12 protein-coding genes and 8 tRNA genes are annotated in these 16823 nt (G+C 66.5%); 2 read left to right on the top strand and 18 right to left on the bottom strand.

The window, feature by feature from the left end:
• Positions 1-59 precede the first annotated feature (59 nt).
• From ABIE51_RS14120 to ABIE51_RS14185, 14 genes are all read right to left on the bottom strand, one after another.
• Positions 60-2039 carry a peptidyl-prolyl cis-trans isomerase gene (locus ABIE51_RS14120; protein WP_192631199.1) on the bottom strand — a complete coding sequence of 660 codons (1980 nt, stop codon included), beginning with the start codon at positions 2037-2039 and terminating at the stop codon, positions 60-62.
• Between the two features lie 181 nt (positions 2040-2220).
• A tRNA-Asp gene (locus tag ABIE51_RS14125) sits at positions 2221-2297 on the bottom strand.
• A gap of 103 nt (positions 2298-2400) precedes the next feature.
• Positions 2401-2477 (bottom strand) — tRNA-Asp (locus tag ABIE51_RS14130).
• A 41-nt stretch (positions 2478-2518) separates the two neighbouring features.
• A tRNA-Val gene (locus tag ABIE51_RS14135) sits at positions 2519-2593 on the bottom strand.
• Between the two features lie 73 nt (positions 2594-2666).
• Positions 2667-2939 carry a non-specific DNA-binding protein Hbs gene (hbs, locus tag ABIE51_RS14140; protein WP_115842926.1) on the bottom strand — a complete coding sequence of 91 codons (273 nt, stop codon included), beginning with the start codon at positions 2937-2939 and terminating at the stop codon, positions 2667-2669.
• A gap of 220 nt (positions 2940-3159) precedes the next feature.
• Positions 3160-5598, bottom strand: a complete 2439-nt coding sequence (lon, locus tag ABIE51_RS14145) for an endopeptidase La (protein ID WP_115842925.1) — start codon at positions 5596-5598, stop codon at positions 3160-3162.
• Between the two features lie 207 nt (positions 5599-5805).
• The gene (gene clpX, locus ABIE51_RS14150) at positions 5806-7095 is read right to left on the bottom strand and encodes an ATP-dependent Clp protease ATP-binding subunit ClpX (RefSeq protein ID WP_115842924.1); all 1290 of its coding nucleotides are present in this window, start codon (positions 7093-7095) and stop codon (positions 5806-5808) included.
• Between the two features lie 162 nt (positions 7096-7257).
• Complete coding sequence (gene clpP, locus ABIE51_RS14155) at positions 7258-7884, bottom strand: ATP-dependent Clp endopeptidase proteolytic subunit ClpP (RefSeq protein ID WP_115842923.1); 627 nt, start codon at positions 7882-7884, stop codon at positions 7258-7260.
• 143 nt (positions 7885-8027) lie between these two features.
• Positions 8028-9326 (bottom strand): trigger factor, encoded by a 1299-nt coding sequence (tig, locus tag ABIE51_RS14160; protein ID WP_157030694.1) that lies wholly within the window; start codon positions 9324-9326, stop codon positions 8028-8030.
• Between the two features lie 405 nt (positions 9327-9731).
• Positions 9732-9816, bottom strand: a tRNA-Leu gene (locus ABIE51_RS14165).
• A 125-nt stretch (positions 9817-9941) separates the two neighbouring features.
• Positions 9942-10017: transfer RNA gene (locus tag ABIE51_RS14170), tRNA-Lys, on the bottom strand.
• A gap of 65 nt (positions 10018-10082) precedes the next feature.
• Positions 10083-10159, bottom strand: a tRNA-His gene (locus ABIE51_RS14175).
• 35 nt (positions 10160-10194) lie between these two features.
• Positions 10195-10271 (bottom strand) — tRNA-Arg (locus tag ABIE51_RS14180).
• 65 nt (positions 10272-10336) lie between these two features.
• Positions 10337-10413 (bottom strand) — tRNA-Pro (locus tag ABIE51_RS14185).
• Between the two features lie 141 nt (positions 10414-10554).
• On the opposite strand from ABIE51_RS14185, the gene ABIE51_RS14190 reads away from it, so the two are divergent.
• Positions 10555-11319 carry a Bax inhibitor-1/YccA family protein gene (locus tag ABIE51_RS14190; RefSeq protein WP_192631200.1) on the top strand — a complete coding sequence of 255 codons (765 nt, stop codon included), beginning with the start codon at positions 10555-10557 and terminating at the stop codon, positions 11317-11319.
• A 72-nt stretch (positions 11320-11391) separates the two neighbouring features.
• Here the strand turns inward: ABIE51_RS14190 and ABIE51_RS14195 are convergent, their stop codons facing one another.
• The 4 genes from ABIE51_RS14195 to grxC form a co-directional block, all read right to left on the bottom strand.
• Positions 11392-12711: a Na+/H+ antiporter NhaC family protein gene (locus ABIE51_RS14195; protein WP_192631201.1), complete on the bottom strand. Its 1320-nt coding sequence runs from the start codon at positions 12709-12711 to the stop codon at positions 11392-11394.
• A gap of 197 nt (positions 12712-12908) precedes the next feature.
• Positions 12909-13916, bottom strand: a complete 1008-nt coding sequence (locus ABIE51_RS14200; protein ID WP_115842919.1) for an isocitrate dehydrogenase — start codon at positions 13914-13916, stop codon at positions 12909-12911.
• A gap of 184 nt (positions 13917-14100) precedes the next feature.
• Positions 14101-14499 (bottom strand): carboxymuconolactone decarboxylase family protein, encoded by a 399-nt coding sequence (locus tag ABIE51_RS14205; protein ID WP_192631202.1) that lies wholly within the window; start codon positions 14497-14499, stop codon positions 14101-14103.
• 111 nt (positions 14500-14610) lie between these two features.
• The gene (gene grxC, locus ABIE51_RS14210; protein ID WP_232338427.1) at positions 14611-14913 is read right to left on the bottom strand and encodes a glutaredoxin 3; all 303 of its coding nucleotides are present in this window, start codon (positions 14911-14913) and stop codon (positions 14611-14613) included.
• A gap of 229 nt (positions 14914-15142) precedes the next feature.
• Here grxC and ABIE51_RS14215 point away from each other — a divergent pair, with 229 nt between their 5' ends.
• On the top strand, positions 15143-16792 hold the full coding sequence (locus ABIE51_RS14215; protein ID WP_157030697.1) for a M48 family metalloprotease: 1650 nt from the start codon (positions 15143-15145) through the stop codon (positions 16790-16792).
• The last annotated feature ends 31 nt before the right edge of the window (positions 16793-16823 follow it).

The raw sequence follows: 16823 nt of genomic DNA on the forward strand, positions 1-16823 counted from the left end.
GTCGCAAAGAAAAAGCCCGGCGATCGCCGGGCTTTTTCATCATTGCGAGGACGGAACCGTCAGAGGTTCTGCTCGACGACCTGCACCTTCACGCGCTTGCGCAGCGAATCGACGAGCGCACGCACGTCGTCGCCACCGCCGACCTGCGCGATCTGCTGCTGCAGCATCTGGCGCTGCTCCGCCGGCAGCGTCGCGACGTCGCCCGGCGTGACCTGGCTCACCGCGAACAATGCGATGCCGCCGTTCGACAGCTCGGCGTGGCCCGCCGACAACTTGCCCGCGGCCGGAGCCGGCACGGCGAAGATCGCGTCAGAAACCGCGGCTTCCGGCACCGGCGCACCACGCGGCACGCCCGGCACGACCTGCGGCGGCGGCAGCTGCTTCTCGGCCGCGATGGCGTCGAGCGTCTCGCCCTTGTTCACGCGCGCGACCAGCGCGTCGGCTTCCTTCCGCGCGGCCTTGCTGGCGCGGTCGGCACGCACGGCGGCAATGACCTGATCGCGCACCTGCGCGAGCGGCTGCGCGTGTTCGGCCGTATGCGCGGTCACGCGCAACAGCACGCTGTGGCCGGGTGCGACCTCGATCGGGTCGCTGATCGCGCCGCTCTGGATCGCCTCTTCCGAGAACGCGACGCGCTGCACGGCCGGATTGGCGCCGATGCCCTGCGCGTTGGTGCGCGCGAACGGACCGAGCTTCTGCAGCGGCAGGTTCATGTCGCGCGCGGCGGGCGCGAGCGACGACGGATTCTTCAACGTCAGGTCGACCAGGCGGCTGGTGAAGTCGCTCACCGTGCGCTCGCGGTCCACTTCAGCCTGCTCGCGCGCGAGCTGGTCGTGCACCTGCTCGAAGGTCTGCTGCGAACCGGTCTGCACGTCGCGCAGCTGGATGATGTGCCAGCCGAACTCGCTCTTCACCGGGGCGCTGATTTCGCCGGCCTTCATCGCGAACAGCGCGTTCTCGAACGGCGCCACCATCATGCCCTTGGCCACCCAGCCCAGATCGCCGCCGGCGACCTGCGAGCCGGTGTCGTCGCTGTTGGCACGCGCCAACGCGGCGAAGTCGGCGCCCGGCGCCTTGGCCTGTTCGGCCAGGCGCTTGGCCTTCTCTTCGGCGGCCTTCTGCGCGGCGGCGTCGGCCTTCTCATCCACGCGCACGAGGATGTGCGAAGCCTGGCGCTGCTCGGCTTCGACGAAGCGCGCCTTCTCCTGCTCGTAGCGATGACGCAGCGTCGCCTCGTCGGCAGCGGCCGGCGGCGGCAGCTTGCTCGCGTCGACTTCGACGTATTCGATTTCGACCGTTTCCGGCGCGCGGAACTGCGCGGTGTGTGCGTCGTACCACTTCTGGATTTCCGCGGCGCTGACCTCGGCGGTGTCCGGCGCGGGCGGCGGCAGCAGCACCAGCGACACGTCGCGGCGCTCGCCCATCAGGCGGACCAGGCGGTCCATCTCCGCGGTGGTGACGAAGTTGCTGGTCCCCACGCCCACCGCGAGCATCGAACGCTGCACGTCGTCGCGCACGGTCGCTTCGAACTGGCGCTCGCTCTGCGGCGGCGTCAGCGATGCGAGCGCGAGCTTGTATCGCGCGTAATCGAACTTGCCGTCCACCTGGAAACCCGGCACGTCCATGATCGCCTTCTGCACCATCGCGTCGCTGACGACCAAGCCGTTGCGCTGCGCGGCGATCTGCTGCACGCGTGCGTCGATCAGCGTTTCGAGGATCGCGCGCTTGTTGTCCACGCTCTCGAAAGCGCGTGCGTCGAACGCTTCGCCCTGCTGCGCGCGGCGCTGCATGCGCTCCTGCTCGAAACGGCTGCGGAACTCGTCGGACGTGATCTTCTCGTGCGTCCAGAACACCGACACCGGCCACCACGCCGGCGCCGTCGGCCACCAGGTCGGCGGCGCGTCGATGCGCGCGACCGAGTTGTCGGTGCGCTGGCCGAGGTATTGCTCGATGCCGACGAAGGCGAAGGGAATGATCAGCAGGCCGAGGATCACAGTGGCGATCCAGCCCGAGGTCTTGTCGCGAAGTTTCTGCAGCATGTCCGGGACGCGTTCAGTCGTAAGCCGGACAGTTTAGCGCCGTCACGGCGGCGTGAGGCAGGAATTTCGATGGCCGGCGACACCACTGGAAGTGGCCTCCGGGCAGAGCGCGCGACGTGGTTTCCATCGCGGACGCCGAAAAAACAAAAGGCGCCGTTTCCGGCGCCTTTCGACTTAAAACTGGCGGAGTGGACGGGACTCGAACCCGCGACCTCCGGCGTGACAGGCCAGCATTCTAACCGACTGAACTACCACTCCGCTTTTTTGAAACCTGGGCCTGAAGCCCCGGATCGACGCGATGAACCGCGTTTCGACCCTCTCACTAATACAAAGGCGCCGTTTCCGGCGCCCTTGTGAAGACTGGCGGAGTGGACGGGACTCGAACCCGCGACCTCCGGCGTGACAGGCCAGCATTCTAACCGACTGAACTACCACTCCGCGTGCTTCAAAACTCGTTACAACCACCGCTGGATGCTTGATGGTGGGTGCTGAGGGTTTCGAACCCCCGACCCTCTCCGTGTAAAGGAGACGCTCTACCGCTGAGCTAAGCACCCGTTTGCACTGCTGCCTGAGGGCCGAAACCCCGGCGGTGCTAACCGATTCGTTCAGACATCGGCGGCGAGTTGATTAGTTTACGGCATCCTTCAGCGCCTTGCCAGCCTTGAACGAAGGATTCTTCGACGCCTTGATCTTGATGGTCTCGCCGGTCTTCGGATTGCGGCCCTGGCGGGCGGCGCGCTTGCGGACCTGGAACGTGCCGAAACCAACGAGCGTCACCGTGTCGCCCTTCTTCAGCGCCTTGGTGACCACGTTGATCATGGCGTCGACCGCGTTGGCAGCGTCGGTCTTGGACAGCTCGGCAGCCTCGGCGACGGCGCCGACAAACTCAGCCTTGTTCATTCGTTCTGACTCCCTGTGCGGACGAGCGCCGCATGTTCGGATGAAGCAGCATGGAATCGAAGGCGATTCCCCCGATCGTTCTTCGCCGCGCAACCAGCGCGTCGCAACGGCTGCGCGGTCCGCAGCCGTTATACCAGCGGCATTTTTGAGCCGCAAGCCTGAAAGCTAGGCGTGGCGCGGCTTCCAGCGATTTCGAACGACATCCGACAGGCGGCGGGAATCAGTGCTTGACGTCCGTCTGCGTCACCGTTTTCGAACCATCGCGAACCGGCGTTTCGCCCTCGCCGGACGCCGAGGCAGGCGCCGGGGTCGGTGCACGTTCCAGCGCGATGTTGAGCACTTCGTCGATCCACTTCGCCGGGATGATCTTCAGTCCCTGTGTCACGGTCTTCGGAAGGTCGGCGAGGTCCTTGCGGTTTTCCTCGGGGATGATCACGGTGCGGATGCCACCGCGCAGCGCCGCGAGCAGCTTTTCCTTCAGGCCGCCGATCGGCAGCACACGGCCGCGCAGCGTGATCTCGCCCGTCATCGCCACGTCGGCCTTGACCGGATTGCGCGTGAGCATCGACACCAGCGCCGTCGCCATTGCGATGCCGGCGCTCGGGCCGTCCTTCGGCGTAGCGCCTTCGGGCACGTGCACGTGGACGTCGTGCTTCTGCAGGAAATCCAGGTCGATGCCGAGCTGCTCGGTGCGCGCGCGCACGACGGACAACGCGGCCGATGCAGACTCCTTCATGACGTCGCCGAGCTGGCCGGTGAGCAGCAACTGCCCCTTGCCCGGCACCAGCGTCGCTTCGATCTGCAGCAGGTCGCCGCCGACCTCGGTCCACGCCAGGCCCGTGACGAGCCCGACTTCGTTCTGCTCTTCGGCGCGGCCGAAGTCGTAACGACGCACGCCCAGGTACTTGTCGAGGTTCTTCGACGTGACGTTGACGACGTTCTTCTTCGCGCCCTTCTTCGACGGGCCCGCCAGCGCGATTTCCTTCACCACCTTGCGGCAGATCTTGGCGATCTCGCGCTCGAGCGAACGCACGCCCGACTCGCGCGTGTAGTAGCGCACGATGTCGCGCACCGCGCTCTCGGCGACCTTCAGCTCTTCGGGCTTCAGGCCGTTGCCCTTGATCTGCTTGGGCAGCAGGTAGCGCATCGCGATGTTGAGCTTCTCTTCCTCGGTGTAACCCGGTATGCGGATCACTTCCATGCGATCCAGCAGCGGGCCGGGAATGTTGAGCGAGTTGGAGGTCGCGACGAACATCACTTCGGACAGGTCGAGGTCGACCTCCAGGTAATGGTCGTTGAAGGCGTTGTTCTGCTCGGGGTCGAGCACCTCCAGCAGCGCCGATGACGGATCGCCACGGAAGTCCATCGACATCTTGTCGATCTCGTCGAGCACGAACAGCGGGTTCTTGCTGCCGACCTTGTTGAGGTTCTGCACGATGCGGCCCGGCATCGAACCGACATAGGTGCGGCGATGGCCACGGATCTCGGCCTCGTCGCGCACGCCGCCGAGCGACATGCGAACGAACTTGCGGTTCGTCGCCTTGGCGATCGACTGGCCGAGAGAGGTCTTGCCCACGCCCGGCGGTCCGACCAGGCACAGGATCGGGCCCTTCATCTGCTTCACGCGCGACTGGACGGCGAGGTATTCGAGGATGCGGTCCTTGACCTTCTCCAGGCCGAAGTGATCGGCATCGAGCACGTCCTGAGCGGCCTTGAGGTCCTTGCGCACCTTGGTGCGCTTCTTCCACGGCACGCCCAGCAGCCAGTCGAGGTAATTGCGCACGACGGCGGCTTCAGCCGACATCGGCGACATCTGCTTGAGCTTGTTGAGTTCGGCCTTGGCCTTGGCTTCGACCGCCTTGGGCATGCCGGCTTCGGCGATCTTGCGCGTGAGCTCGTCGATGTCGTTGGGCGCATCGTCGATCTCGCCGAGCTCCTTCTGGATCGCCTTCATCTGCTCGTTGAGGTAGTACTCGCGCTGGCTCTTTTCCATCTGCGACTTCACGCGGCCGCGGATGCGCTTCTCGAGCTGCTGCACGTCGATCTCGCCGTCGACCAGGCCGACCAGCTGCTCCAGCCGTGCGCCGACGCCGTGCGTCTCCAGCAGCTTCTGCTTGTCGCCGATGCGCACGCCCAGGTGGGCGGCGATGGTGTCGGCCAGGCGACCGGGCTCGTCGATGCCGGACAGCGTCTGCATCAGCTCCGGCGGGAGCTTGCGGTTCGTCTTCACGTACTGCTCGAACAGGCCCATCAGCGAGCGCGCGATCGCCTCGATTTCGCGTTCCTCGCGATCGCTCTCCGGCTCGACGACTTCTGCCTGGCCGCTCAGGGCGCCGCCGCGCTCGGTGACGTCATGGACGTTCACGCGCGACACGCCCTCGACCAGCACCTTGATGGTGCCGTCGGGGAGCTTCAGCAGCTGCAGGACCTGGGCGAGCGTGCCGACCTTGTAGAGGTCGTCGGCGCCCGGGTCGTCGGTCTCGGCGGACTTCTGCGCGACCAGCAGGATGCGCTTGTCGGCTTCCATGGCGACGTCCAGCGCATGGATCGACTTGTCCCGGCCGACGAACAGCGGGATCACCATGTGCGGGAACACGACGACGTCGCGCAGCGGCAGGACCGGGAGGGTGAGCGTCTCGTGCTCGGTTGATACGGCCATGGGGGGACTCCGGAAAGCGGGTGCGGGCGGGAACGCCCGGGGACTTCGTGGGCTGACTTCGCCCATGGCGACGGTTATGGGGTCCGGCGCGAACGGATGCAAGCGGCCCGCAGGCTATGCTGCGGGCCGGGGGCATTTATCCTTTGTGAATCAGACGCTTAGCCCGTCCTCCGAGATGTCGGAGGCGGGACGCCGGTCACGTCGCCGTCAGTCGGCGGCCGCGACCTTCGGGGCGGCCGGAGGCGTCTGGTAGATCAGGTACGGCTCGGTCTTGTGATCGATCACCGACTCGTCCACGACCACCTTGGAGACGTTCTCCAGCGAGGGCAGCTCGTACATGGTGTCCAGGAGGACCGACTCGACGATGGTCCGCAGGCCGCGGGCACCGGTCTTGCGCTTGAGCGCCTTGCGTGCGATCGCCGAGAGGGCGTCCGGGCGGAACTCGAGCTCGACGCTCTCCATCTCGAACAGCTTCTTGAACTGCTTGGTGATGGCGTTCTTGGGCTCGGTGAGGATTTTCACCAGCGCCGGCTCGTCCAGCTCCTCGAGCGTGGCGACCACCGGCAGGCGGCCGACAAACTCGGGGATCAGGCCGAACTTGATCAGGTCTTCCGGCTCGACGTCGGCCAGGAGCTTGCCGATGTCGTTCTTGCGCTCGCTGCTCTTGACCTTGGCGCCGAAGCCGATGCCGCCGGCCTCGGTGCTGCGCTGCTGGATGATCTTGTCGAGCCCGGCGAACGCACCGCCGACGACGAACAGGATGTTGCGCGTGTCGACCTGCAGGAATTCCTGCTGCGGGTGCTTGCGGCCGCCCTGCGGCGGGACGCTGGCGACGGTGCCCTCGATGAGCTTCAGCAGCGCCTGCTGTACGCCCTCACCCGACACATCGCGCGTGATCGACGGGTTGTCGCTCTTGCGCGAGATCTTGTCGATTTCGTCGATGTAGACGATGCCCTGCTGCGCCTTCTCGACGTCGTAGTCGCACTTCTGCAGGAGCTTCTGGATGATGTTTTCCACGTCCTCACCGACGTAGCCGGCTTCGGTCAGCGTGGTGGCATCGGCAATGGTGAACGGCACGTTGAGCAGGCGCGCCAGCGTTTCGGCCAGCAGCGTCTTGCCCGAACCGGTCGGCCCGACGAGCAGGATGTTCGACTTCGCCAATTCGACGTCGTCGTTCTTCTGGCGGCTCTCGATGCGCTTGTAATGGTTGTACACGGCCACCGCGAGCGTGCGCTTGGCGCGCTGCTGGCCGATCACGTACTGGTCCAGGACCTCGAGGATCTCGCGCGGCTTGGGCAGGTGGCTGCGGGCCGACTGCGCCTTCTCCTCGAGTTCCTCGCGGATGATGTCGTTGCACAGCTCGACGCATTCGTCGCAGATGAACACGCTCGGGCCCGCAATGAGCTTGCGGACCTCGTGCTGGCTTTTCCCGCAGAACGAGCAGTAAAGGATCTTGTTGCTGTCGCCGGTGCTGCGGCCCTGTCGGTCGTCGCTCATGCCTGTGCCCAAATGGTGCTCGTGTCTTGAACCCGCCGGCCGGAAGTTTTGCCGGGCCGGACGCGTTCAGGTGCTGCGGCCCGAGGATAACACAGCGATCCAGCCCGCCTTGCGGGCCAGATCACGGGCCGAGAAATGGTGATGGAAGTGCCGTGCAGGGCGTCAGCCCGCCTGGATCGAGTCTTCCGGGCGGCGCTCGAGGACCTGGTCGACCAGGCCGTACTCGCGGGCCGCTTCGGCGCTCTTGAAGTTGTCGCGCTCGGTGTCGCGCGCGATGGTCTCCAGGGCCTGGCCGGTGTGCTTGGCCAGGATCTCGTTCAGGCGCTGGCGCAGGGTCAGGATCTCGCGAGCGTGGATGTCGATGTCCGTCGCCTGGCCCTGGAAGCCGCCCAGCGGCTGGTGGATCATCACGCGCGAATTCGGCAGCGCATACCGCTTGCCCTTCGCGCCCGCCGCCAACAGCAGCGCGCCCATCGAGGCGGCCTGGCCGACGCAGATCGTGCTCACGTCCGGCTTGATGTACTGCATGGTGTCGTAGATCGCCAGGCCCGCGGTGACCACGCCACCGGGCGAGTTGATGTACAGGCTGATGTCCTTCTCGGGATTCTCCGCCTCGAGGAAGAGCATCTGGGCGACGATCACGTTGGCGACGTGGTCGTCGACGCCGCCGACAAGGAAGATCACGCGCTCCTTGAGGAGGCGCGAGTAGATGTCGTACGCACGCTCGCCCCGGCTGGTCTGTTCGACCACCATCGGCACGAGGTTCAAAGCTTTGGTCAGGTTGTCCATGTTCGACGGCACCTTGGAACGGATAGGGGGCGCTTGGGTGAGCGCGGTCCGACCAACTTGGGGCCAACCGGACCAGAGCGCAAGGGGCGCGTCCTTACGATGGAACCGGCCGCGGCGAGACGTCGCGGCCGCGATGCATCCACTTACTGGCGGATCGCTTCGTTGAACGACAGCGGCTGCTCGGTGTGCTGGGCGCGCTCGGCGATCCAGTCGATCACCTGCTCTTCCATCACGCGGGCCTGCAGGCCGTTCATGAGCTGCGCATCGTTACGGTACAGCTCGATGACCTGCTGCGGCTCTTCGTAGGTCGAGGCGATCAGGTTCAGCGTCTCGGTCACGCGCTTGGGTTCCAGGCGCAGCTCGTTGCGACGGGCGATCTCGCCCACGAGCAGGCCGACCAGCACGCGCTTGCGCGCAGCGTCCATGAAGCCCACGTGCGCGTCGGCCGGGATTTCGCCGATAGCGCGGCCCTGGCGGCGCGCGGTCTCGATGGTCTGGCGCGCCATGTCGCGCGCTTCGGCCTCGACCAGCTTCGGCGGCATCTCGACGTGCGAGTACGACGCGATCAGCTGCTCGCCGACCTCACGACGCAGGCGGGTCATCAGCGCGCCCTTGAGCTCGCGCTCCAGGTTGCTGCGGATGTCCACGCGGAACTGGTCCGGATCGCCGCTGCGCACGCCGAAGCTCTTGATGAAGGCCGCATCGACCTCGGGCAGCACCGGCTCGGACACCTTGGTCGCCACCAGGTGGACCTTGACGGTCTTGCCCGCAAACGCCGGCACGCGCCAGTCGGCCGGGAAGTCGACGTCCACGTCCTTCTCGTCGCCGGCCTTCATCCCGACCAGCGCCGATTCGATCGCCGGGAACATCGCGGCCGAACCGATGATGGTCGCGCCGCGCTCGACGCCCTCGGCCGGCAGGCGTTCGTCGCCGACCTGCGAATAGGTTTCGATTTCGACCGCGTCGCCGGCAGCGGCTTCGCGCTCGACCGGGTTCCAGGTGCGGCGCTGCAGGCGGAGGTTCTCGATCATCGCGTCGATGTCGGCGTCGCTCACCTCGGAGGTGTGGCGCACGACATTGAGCTTGGCGACGTCGATATCGCCGAAGTCCGGCACGACCTCGAACGTGGCCACGTACGAGAGGGCGTCCTCGCCCTGCGCCGGCACGATCTGCGGGTTACCGGCGATCTGCAGCGACTGCTCGCGGATCGCGGTGCTGAAGCCTTCGCGCAGCAGGTCGTTGAGGACGTCGGCGCGAACCTGCGCGCCGAAGCGCTGCTCGATCACCTTGGCCGGCACCTTGCCGGGGCGGAAACCCTTGATCTTCGCGCCGCGCGAGATCTCGCGCAGGCGACCGCCGACCTGCGCTTCCAGCCGGTCCGCCGGAAGGCTGAAAGTCATGCGGCGTTCGAGGTTGCCGAGCGATTCGACCGAAACTTGCATATCCACTCCTGCCACCGCGGCGAGCTGCCGCGGCACGATGTTGATGGTCCTGTCCTGCCCGCGGCCCGGGCGGAATGCTTCGCGGCCGGCGGAACGGCGTAGTTTGGCCGATTGCGGGCCATCGTGCCAGCGCTGGACGGGGGTTGCGGGGACACGATGGCGGTGTTTTGGAGCAAGGGCGCGGATGGGGCGCGCGGGAGCTCTGCCAAGCTGTCGGGAGCATCGCTCGAGAGGGCTCCTCTCGGCTCGGGACTGGCGTCGAAGCACACGGCCCGGCCGCCCGATGCATCACTCGCGAACGCTCGCTGGGGCTACTGGCCCGGTGCGGAAGCACCGCCCGGCCGCCGATTGCATCACTCGCGAGCGCTCGCTCGATGCGTTCGGCCGCTGGTTACTGAGGGAGGCTGGTGCGAAAGGCGGGACTCGAACCCGCACGCCTTGCGGCACTGGAACCTAAATCCAGGGCGTCTACCAATTCCGCCACTTTCGCTTGGGCCGGCCATCGGGCCGGCGCGGCGGCATTCTAGGCCGCGGGATCGGGAAAGTTGAAATGCCCCGAAATCGATCGCCCGGAAAAGAAAAAAGCACCTGGGGTTGCCAGGTGCTTTCCGGGATTGGTGGGCCGTCAAGGATTCGAACCTTGGACCTATTGATTAAGAGTCAACTGCTCTACCAACTGAGCTAACGGCCCGGAACAACTTAGGAGCGAAACTATAACAACAAAAACGTGTTCCGCCAACAACCTGTCACACAATCTGGGGTGGCTGAGGGGACTCGAACCCCCGACATCTGGAATCACAATCCAGTACTCTAACCAACTGAGCTACAGCCACCATAAAGCTTGTTTTACGGCGTTTCCTACAACTTGTGGCGCGCCCGGCGGGACTCGAACCCACAACCACCGGCTTAGAAGGCCGGTGCTCTATCCGGTTGAGCTACGGGCGCCAGCGTTACATCTTAACTGACACATCCGTTGCAACCGCCGGCAACACTCACCGCTCGGTCCTGGATGGTCGGGGCAGAGGGATTCGAACCCACGACATCCAGCTCCCAAAGCTGGCGCTCTACCAGGCTGAGCTATACCCCGAAGCCGGGACTTCCGTTGCGCGCCAACGCCGCGAAAGGTCGGATAGTCTGGCTGGCGCGACCGCCCCTGTCAACGGATCGCGAGCCGCGCGAGGTGGCGTTGTATGCTCCGGCCACCATTGGACACGGAACAGGGGACGACATGATCGGACGCAGCGGCAATCCCGCATTGAAGGACAGCACCTTCCTCGATCTTTCCAGCGGCGCGGTGGTCCAGCGAGATAGCGAGGCGATGACGCTCAACGGCACGGTCAACAAGACCGGCATGTTGCTGCTGCTGTGCGTGATCACCGCGGCCTTCGCGTGGAGCCAGGTGCAGTTCACCGAAACCGGCTCGGTCGGCGCGATGCCCTACATCCTCGGCGGCGCGATCGGCGGGCTGGTGTTCGCCATCGCCACGATCGTCAACAAGGAGTGGGCGCCGGTCACCGCACCGCTTTACGCGCTGACCGAAGGCTTCTTCCTCGGCGCGATCTCGGCGATCTTCGAGCACCGCTTCCCCGGCATCGTGATGCAGGCGGTGATGCTCACCTTCGGCACGCTGTTCGCGCTGCTGTTCGCGTACCGCTCCGGCCTGATCAAGGCGACGGAGAACTTCAAGCTCGGCGTCGTCGCCGCGACCGGCGGTATCGCGCTGGTGTACCTGGCCTCGTTCGTGCTGTCGTTCTTCGACGTGCGCGTGCCGTTCATCCACGAGTCGGGCCTGATCGGCATCGGCTTCAGCCTGTTCGTGGTCGTGATCGCCGCGCTCAACCTCGTGCTGGATTTCGACTTCATCGAAAGCGGCGTCGAGCAGAACGCACCGAAGTACATGGAGTGGTACGGCGCGTTCGGCCTGATGGTCACGCTGGTGTGGCTGTACGTCGAGTTCCTGCGCCTGCTGTCGAAGCTGCAGTCGCGCGACTGACGCCGCAGCTTCAACGACGCTGCAAACGCGAAGGGCGCGGAGGAATCCGCGCCCTTCCCTTTTCTGCCCGCTTCACGCCACCTGCGGCGCGGTCTTCCGCGATGGCCACAGCATCGCGGCGATGGTGATCGCGCCCAGCAGCCAGCTGTAATGCACATGCCCGGCCAGCGCCAGCGGCGACACCGTTCCGAGCGACGCCGCCAGCAGGATCTGCGCGCCGTAAGGCAGCACGCCCTGCGTGACGCAGGCGAAGATGTCGAGCACGCTCGCCGCGCGCGCCGGCGGCACGCCGTGCTGTTGCGCGATGTCGCGCGCCAGCCCGCCGCTGATGAGGATCGCGACCGTGTTGTTCGCGGTGAACACGTCCGTTGTCGCCGACAGCGCCGCGATGCTCACCTCGCCGGCGCGACGGCTGCGATGGCCGCGTGCGAAGCGGCCGATCGACTGCGCGAGCCACGCCAGGCCGCCGGTCGCCTTCATCAATGCGCCGAGGCCGCCGACGAGCAGCGACAGCAGGATGATTTCCACCATGCTCTCGAAGCCTTCCCAGATGTGCGTCGCGTAAGCAGCCACGCCGAATTCGTCGGTGAAGAACGCGCCGAAGAGCCCGGCGATCACCAGTCCCAGGCTCAGCACGATGATCACGTCGACACCGGCCATCGCCAGACCGAGCACGATCACGTACGGCACGATCAGCCACGGCGACACGGGCTCGAGCGTCTGCACCGGCGCGGTCTCGCCGATGAAGCCCAGCACTACCACGGTCAGCAGCGCCGCAGGCAACGCGAGCTTCAGGTTCTCGCGGAATTTCTCGCGCATCGTGCAGCCCTGCGTGCGGCTGGCGACGATCGCGGTGTCGGAGATCACCGACAGGTTGTCGCCGAAGGTCGCACCGCCGATCACGGCACCGAGCACCAGCGCGCGATCCAGGCCGGACGCGTCCGACACGCCCAGTGCGATCGGCGCCACCGCGGCGATCGTGCCCATCGAGGTGCCCAGCGAGAGCGAGATGAAACCCGCCACGACGAACAGCCCCGGCAGCAGCAGCGCCGGATGCAGGTGGCCGATGCCGAGCGCGACGATCGCGTCCACGGCGCCGATCGCCTTGGAGACTTCCACGAAGCCACCGGCCAGCAGGAAGATCAGGCACATCAGCACGACGTTGTGGTCGCCCATGCCGCCCAGCAGCGTCTCCAGCGGCTTCAGGCCGCGGCGCCAGGCAATGAGCGCCGCCAGGCCCAGCGCGGGCAGGATCGCCACCGGCGCGCGCAGCTGGTAGAAGCCCATGGCCTCGCCATGGCTGGTGAAATACACGCCGGCGCCGAAGAACAGCGCCAGGAACACCAGCAGCGGCGTGAGCGCAAGGGCGCTCGGCCGGACGGGCTCATTCATCTCTTTATCCGAATGGAGCGAAAAGGCGGCGCATTCTGAGGCCGGAGGGCGCCGGTGTCGAGATCACCGGCGGAACACAGGCGGAGCATGCGCGGAGGCAAGTCGCCGGCGCGGGAAAACTGCGTGTCTCGCCCTGAAACGCGACAGGGCGCCCGGAGGCGCCCTGTCGAGGTGCAGCGTGTCGGTGCGATCCGCGATCAGATGCGGCCGGCGATCGCCTTCGCGAACGACATCGTGTTGCCGGTGCCGCCCAGGTCCGGGGTCAGCGAATCCTTCGCTTCGAGCGTGGCGATGATCGCCGCGCGCAGGCGCTCGGCCTTCTCGCATTCGCCCAGGTGGTCGAGCATCTGCGCCGCGCCGAGCAGCAGCGCGCACGGATTGGCCTTGCCCTGCCCCGCGATGTCCGGCGCGGTGCCGTGCACGGCCTCGAAGATCGCCGCATCGGTGCCGATGTTCGCGCCCGGCGCCAGACCCAGGCCGCCGACGAGGCCGGCGCACAGGTCGGAGATGATGTCGCCGAACAGGTTGGTGGTGACGATGATGTCGAACTGCTCCGGACGCATCACCAGCTGCATGCAGGTGTTGTCCACGATCATCTCGTTGCACTCGATGTCCGGATATTCCGCGGCGACCGCACGCGCGGTCTTGAGGAACAGGCCCGACGTCGACTTCAGGATGTTCGCCTTGTGCACGACGGTGACCTTCTTGCGGCCGGTCTTGCGGGCCAGCTCGAAGGCGTAGCGCACGATGCGCTCGGAACCGCGACGCGTGACCTTCTGCGTCAGCAGCGCGGTTTCGCCGTCTTCCGACAGCGTCTGGCCTTCGCCGATGTACGCGCCTTCGGTGTTCTCGCGAACGGTGATCAGGTCGACGCCGTCGGCGAAGCGCGACTTGGTGTTCGGGAACGACTTGGCCGGACGCACGTTGGCGTACAGGTCGAAGCGCTTGCGCAGTTCGACGTTGATGGAGCTGAAGCCCTCGCCGACCGGCGTGGTCAGCGGCGACTTCAGCGCGATGCGGTTCTTGCGGATGGAATCGAGCGTCGCCTGCGGCAGCAGTTCGCCGTGCTTTTCCAGCGCGACCAGGCCGGCATCGGCGAATTCGTACTGCAACCCGAGGTTCATCGAGTCGAGCACGTGCAAGGTGGCGTCCATGATTTCCGGGCCGATGCCGTCGCCACGGATGACCGTAATCGTCTGCGTCATTTGGGGGGTTCTTCCGACTTATGGGCGCGCGACGAGGAAGTACGGCGCCGGATGGTGAGCCCCGGAATTATGCCGGAAGCGGCCCGCCCCTGCAGGCGTGAAGGATGCGACCAAAGTCCCGGCGACGCGCCCCACACCGCAAAAAGCCCGCCGGAGCGGGCTCTTGCGGGACGCCGAACCGCGTTCAGCCGTGGTCGTGACCGGCCGGCGCGGCCGCCTCGCCCTGTTCGAGGCGATCCAGGAAGTCCACCGCGCGGCGCAGGTGCGGAATCACGATCGAACCGCCGACGACCAGGCCCACCGAGAACGTCTCGAACATCTCGTCGCGGTTCACGCCGGCTTCCTTGCACTGCGCGACGTGGTAGCTGATGCAGTCGTCGCAGCGCAGCACGAGCGACGCGACCAGACCCAGCAGCTCCTTGGTCTTCACGTCCAGCGCGCCGGCCTGGTAGGTCTGCGTGTCCAGCGCGAAGAAGCGGCGCACGACCTGGTTCGGCTCGGCGAGGATCCGCTCGTTCATGCGCTTGCGGAACGCGGTGAATTCGGCGACGCGGTCGCCGCTGTCGGGGGTTTCGTTGCTCATGGAGGTTCCGGGCGAAAGAATGGGAGAAGTCTGTAACGAACCGGCCACTGTCGCCAGACATCGTCTGGCGCCGTGGCCGTGAACTTCATGGGGCCAATGGGCCGGAACGCCTTACTGCGGCGACAGCAGCGGCTCCAGGCCGCCGGCGCGGTGCAGCGCGATCATGTCGTCGTAGCCGCCCACATGGGTCTCGCCGATGAAGATCTGTGGCACGCTCGTGCGGCGGGCGCGCGCCATCATGATCTCGCGCTGCGCCGGGTCCAGGTCGATGCGGATCTCCGTCCACGACTGGCCCTTGCTCTTCAGGAAGTTCTTCGCGGCCACGCAATAGGGGCAGATCAGCGTGGTGTAGATGACGATTTCCGGGCCCTTGGCAGCCGGGTCGGCGCCGGGCGCAACGTTGGAACTGGTCAAAACGGTTCTCCGATGAACTCGCGGATGGGGCTGTGGTCGAATATGGGCTTGGCTTGCGGCCATTTCCACCCCGCGCGTGGAACACACCACGCGCGATGGTGCATCCCGACAGCCATGTGAAAGGATTACCGTCGTCTGTAATGGACCCGTTCATCCCGGCCCCACGGGCGCCCCGCATCCTGCGGAGCGACCGCCGCCCGGTGGATCGCCGGTCCAGAGGGAGCCTCATTTGCGTCGCATCGTCCTGCCCGTTGCCGCCCTGACCATCGCCGTTGCGAGCCTGTGCGCGCCGGCGCAGGAATCGCGACTGCCCGATATCGGCTCGTCCGCCGGCGAACTGCTGAGCCCGCGGCAGCAGCAGGAATACGGCGCGATGATGCTGGCGCAGCTGCGCCACTACGACTACCTGCTCGAAGACCCGCTGATCGACAGTTGGCTCGACACGCTCGGCACGCGCCTGGCCGCCAACAGCGACCAGCCCAAGCAGCCGTTCACCTTCTTCATGCTGCGCGAGCGGCAGATCAACGCCTTCGCCACGCTTGGCGGTTACATCGGCGTGAATTCCGGCCTGATCCTCGCCGCCGACAAGGAGGACGAGGTCGCCGGCGTGCTGTCGCACGAAATCGCGCACGTGACCCAGCAACACGTGCTCCGTGGCGCCGAACGCGCACAGCGTGACCAGCTGCCGCTGCTGCTGGCGATGCTGGGCGCGATCGTCGCGGCCCAGGCCGCGGGCGGCAATTCGTCCGACGACGCCGCGCAGGCGGCCATGGCCGGCGCGATGGGCCTGATGCAGCAGCGCCAGATCAACTACACGCGAGCCAACGAATCGGAAGCCGACCGGCTGGGCATCCAGACGCTCGCCCGCAGCGACTACGATCCGGAGGCGATGGCGGACTTCTTCACCATCATGCAGGCGCGCTCCCGCAGCAACGGCGCCAATTACTGGGGCGAATCGCCGGACTGGCTGATGACGCACCCGGTCACCATCACGCGCATCACCGAGGCGAAGGACCGCGCCGCGCGCATCCGTCGCGAACGCGGCAGCAGCCAGGTCTGCGTGCGCGATCCCGACGGCCCGGCGCAGTGCGAGGAAGAAAGCGCCCCGCGCCCGCAATTCCCCACCGACGGCGCGGTCAACCCGCTGCTGCCGCCCACGCTGCAGGCCAACCTCGGCACCGCGTTCGGCGTCGGCGGCACCGGTCGTTTCGATTACGCGCGCGAACGCCTTCGCGTGCTGAGCGCCAACACGCCGGGCGACGCGATCCGCGAATACGAACGGATGGGTGACCCGGCCAAACGCACCGATGCGCAGCGCTACGGCCTCGCCTATGCGCAGTTGCGCGCGAACCAGCCCGCAGCCGCGGCGACTGCACTGAATGCGCTGCTGCAGAAGAATCCGGGCGACGTCTGGCTCACCCTCGCGCTGGCCGAAGCGGAGTCCAAGAGCGGCAAGGCGGCCTCGGCCGATGCGCGTTTCGAGACGCTGCTGCGCCAGACGCCGCACAGCCGCCCTGTCGTGCTCAGCTACGCGGACGTGCTTGCCGAGCGCGGCAACGCGCAGGCCGGGCGCCGCGCCCAGGAAATCCTGCGGCCGCTGCTGGGTGTGTCGGCCAACGACGCGCAGTTCCAGAGCGTGTTCGCCCGCGCGTGCGACATGGCCGGCGATCCGGTCCGCGCCGGTGAGGCCTATGCCGAAGCCGCTTATCTGAACGGCCGCCCGGAGCAGGCGCTGGTGCAGCTGAACACGCTGAAGCGGCGTTCGGATCTGGACTATTACGCCCGTGCGCGGATCGAGGCGCGGATCGCCGCGATCACTCCCACGGTGCTCGAACTGAAGCGCCAGGGCATCCGCGACGAGGATCTGCGACGCAAGTAACCCTTTGCCGCAGAAGGCCCGGATGACCGTG

The sequence above is a fragment of the Lysobacter sp. OAE881 genome (assembly GCF_040546665.1).
Taxonomy (GTDB): Bacteria; Pseudomonadota; Gammaproteobacteria; order Xanthomonadales; family Xanthomonadaceae; genus Lysobacter_J; species Lysobacter_J soli.

What these genes read in the sequence shown, in the direction of transcription:
- ABIE51_RS14120 (WP_192631199.1), bottom strand. Translation starts at nt 2,039, where the DNA reads ATGCTGCAGAAACTTCGCGACAAGACCTCGGGCTGGATCGCCACTGTG.
- hbs (WP_115842926.1), bottom strand. Translation starts at nt 2,939, where the DNA reads ATGAACAAGGCTGAGTTTGTCGGCGCCGTCGCCGAGGCTGCCGAGCTG.
- lon (WP_115842925.1), bottom strand. Translation starts at nt 5,598, where the DNA reads ATGGCCGTATCAACCGAGCACGAGACGCTCACCCTCCCGGTCCTGCCG.
- clpX (WP_115842924.1), bottom strand. Translation starts at nt 7,095, where the DNA reads ATGAGCGACGACCGACAGGGCCGCAGCACCGGCGACAGCAACAAGATC.
- clpP (WP_115842923.1), bottom strand. Translation starts at nt 7,884, where the DNA reads ATGGACAACCTGACCAAAGCTTTGAACCTCGTGCCGATGGTGGTCGAA.
- tig (WP_157030694.1), bottom strand. Translation starts at nt 9,326, where the DNA reads ATGCAAGTTTCGGTCGAATCGCTCGGCAACCTCGAACGCCGCATGACT.
- ABIE51_RS14190 (WP_192631200.1), top strand. Translation starts at nt 10,555, where the DNA reads ATGATCGGACGCAGCGGCAATCCCGCATTGAAGGACAGCACCTTCCTC.
- ABIE51_RS14195 (WP_192631201.1), bottom strand. Translation starts at nt 12,711, where the DNA reads ATGAATGAGCCCGTCCGGCCGAGCGCCCTTGCGCTCACGCCGCTGCTG.
- ABIE51_RS14200 (WP_115842919.1), bottom strand. Translation starts at nt 13,916, where the DNA reads ATGACGCAGACGATTACGGTCATCCGTGGCGACGGCATCGGCCCGGAA.
- ABIE51_RS14205 (WP_192631202.1), bottom strand. Translation starts at nt 14,499, where the DNA reads ATGAGCAACGAAACCCCCGACAGCGGCGACCGCGTCGCCGAATTCACC.